We start from the raw sequence: 2,146 nt of genomic DNA, 5'->3' as shown, positions 1-2,146 counted from the left end.
GAGCTGAGGATTGTCTGCGATGATTGTTGCTACACCGACAAGGATTGCATCCGAATCGCCGCGGAGATCATGGACGTAAGACAAGGCCTTCGGACCACTGATATATTGGGATTCTCCAAACGAAGAGGCCACCTTGCCATCTAACGATTGGGCGGTCTTTAACATCACCCACGGCCGATGCTTCGTCATCCAAGTGAGATACGGCCGATTCAGCTCTGCGGCGTCGTCCTGAGCTTCGTCATCATAAATCACGTCGATCCCGGCCTGTCGCAGACGGGCGGTTCCTCGTCCGGATACCTGAGGATTAGGGTCCGAAAGGGCTACATGGACTTTAGAAATTCCGGCTTCGATAATGGCCTTCGTACACGGAGGGGTGCGACCAAAATGGTTGCAAGGCTCCAGGGTGACATAGAGGGTGCTGCCGGCGACCGCAGGACCCGCAGCGTGAATGGCCATGACCTCCGCGTGAGCCGTTCCGGGCCCGTTGTGCCATCCCCGTGCAATGATCTTATCGCCCTTCACTAGCACGGCTCCGACACGTGGATTGGGCGACACGCGGGCGGACGTTTGGCGTGCGGCATTGAGAGCTTCCTGCATAAATTTGCGTCTGCTAGATAGGTTAGTCATATTCCCTTTGTCCTCTCCAATGTGAATGAGCCTCGTGTAAGTTTGGTTCCTCTGACCTCTGCCTTCCAGGCCAATTTGGTAGCTTGCCGTACCTTTCCATTTGGCTTCGAGGACAGGGCTATTCTAATTTATGGCTCGAAACACGGATGGGATTCGGGCGCCGGGTTAAAGACGCGAAGGGTATTGTGGCCACAGCGGCCAAGACGATTAAAGCCGTGTTGGCTCCCCAAATCGTCGTAATGAATCCCATCACGAGCGGAGAAATGATGGCGACGGCCCCTGTGGCTGTCCGAAAGGTCGAGCTGGCTCGACCGAGCAATTCGATAGGCACATGGTTTTGCAAAAGCAAGTTTCTTGCCACAGACGCTCCCAAGTATCCAACGGCACCGAGAAATAATCCCGCAGGCACCGCAGGCCAGGCAGGGAACAGCATGAAAAGAAGTCCTAGAACATTAAATGCAACCATGTACAGCAGAAACGAGGTGGTCGATAGCCGCTTAAGCCGGACAGGCAATTGGGTTCCGATAAACGAACCGATGCCTTCGACAACAAAAACGCCACTCACAATCGCGCTACCCACGCCAAACGTATGTCTCAGAATAAACTCGGCCAAGGGGAGGATCGCGGCGTTGGCCATGCGCAACGACATCAAGCTTAATAACAGATTTTTTGTGAAGCCGTGACGTGTGAGTTCGTGGAACCCCTCGCGGGTTTGGTTCCACCATGATGACCGTGCGCGTGCGATGCCCTTCAAGGCATGGGAACGAGTGGGTACCCGCGTCCACGGAAGTAACGCGATGGGGGCTAGGAACGATAAGCAGTTGATCCACAGCAGTGCCTGGTACCCCGACGTAGCAAGAGCGGTAGCTCCAGCCAAGGGCCCAATAATCGTGGTGACCGTGTAGGCGGCCGTCAGGCCTGCGCTTGCCTGGTCTTTAGACTCCCCGAACATCATCGGAATAATAACGGTTTGCACTGACTGTAAGGAATTCATGCCCAGTCCAAGGAGGAACACAATAACGTAAATAATATAGGTCGTGAGATCGTGTTGCCAGTAAAGAATAGGGAGCGCAGCGCCAAGTGCGGCCTGATAAAGAAGAGAGACGATCAGGAGGAATCGCGGGCTTAGGCCATCCGCCAACGTGCCGATAAAGGGTTGGAAGAGCATTGAGCAGCCTTCGCAGGCTACGGTTAACCCCATCGATAAACTTGACTGGGTAAGATGATAGACGAGAAGTGGCAAGGCGATGGCATACATCGAGTTCCCAACGTTGTTTATGGAGTTACCAGTCGCGTAAATGGCAAAGCGGGAGGTCATCCAACGACTCGACGACTTCATAACTTTAGCGCTCCTTCTCTTTGTTGCTATAAGTAAACGGTCCGCACTTTTTGGGGGATGCCATTCTCGGTTCGGTAAGCACTTAAATATCCGCCCCGCCCACCGACCAACAGGATTGGGACGCCGTCCTCCCCACGAAAGCTTGCCAGGCCCTTCGGGAAGTCACGAAAGTCCTCTAAT

Annotated in this window: 2 protein-coding genes; both read right to left on the bottom strand. The window is 54.1% G+C overall.

Annotated elements, in window-relative coordinates:
- The coding region (ribD, locus tag CO251_RS17060) for a bifunctional diaminohydroxyphosphoribosylaminopyrimidine deaminase/5-amino-6-(5-phosphoribosylamino)uracil reductase RibD (RefSeq protein WP_146039128.1) at window positions 1-627 on the bottom strand (627 nt) is incomplete at its 3' end.
- 118 nt (window positions 628-745) lie between these two features.
- Window positions 746-1,966: an MFS transporter gene (locus CO251_RS17055; protein WP_103377025.1), complete on the bottom strand. Its 1,221-nt coding sequence runs from the start codon at window positions 1,964-1,966 to the stop codon at window positions 746-748.
- Window positions 1,967-2,146: the final 180 nt, after the last annotated feature.

The organism is Sulfobacillus sp. hq2, from assembly GCF_002903155.1.
In the GTDB taxonomy this organism is placed as follows: domain Bacteria; phylum Bacillota; class Sulfobacillia; order Sulfobacillales; family Sulfobacillaceae; genus Sulfobacillus; species Sulfobacillus thermotolerans.
This window is presented reverse-complemented; position numbering and strand designations above follow the sequence as displayed.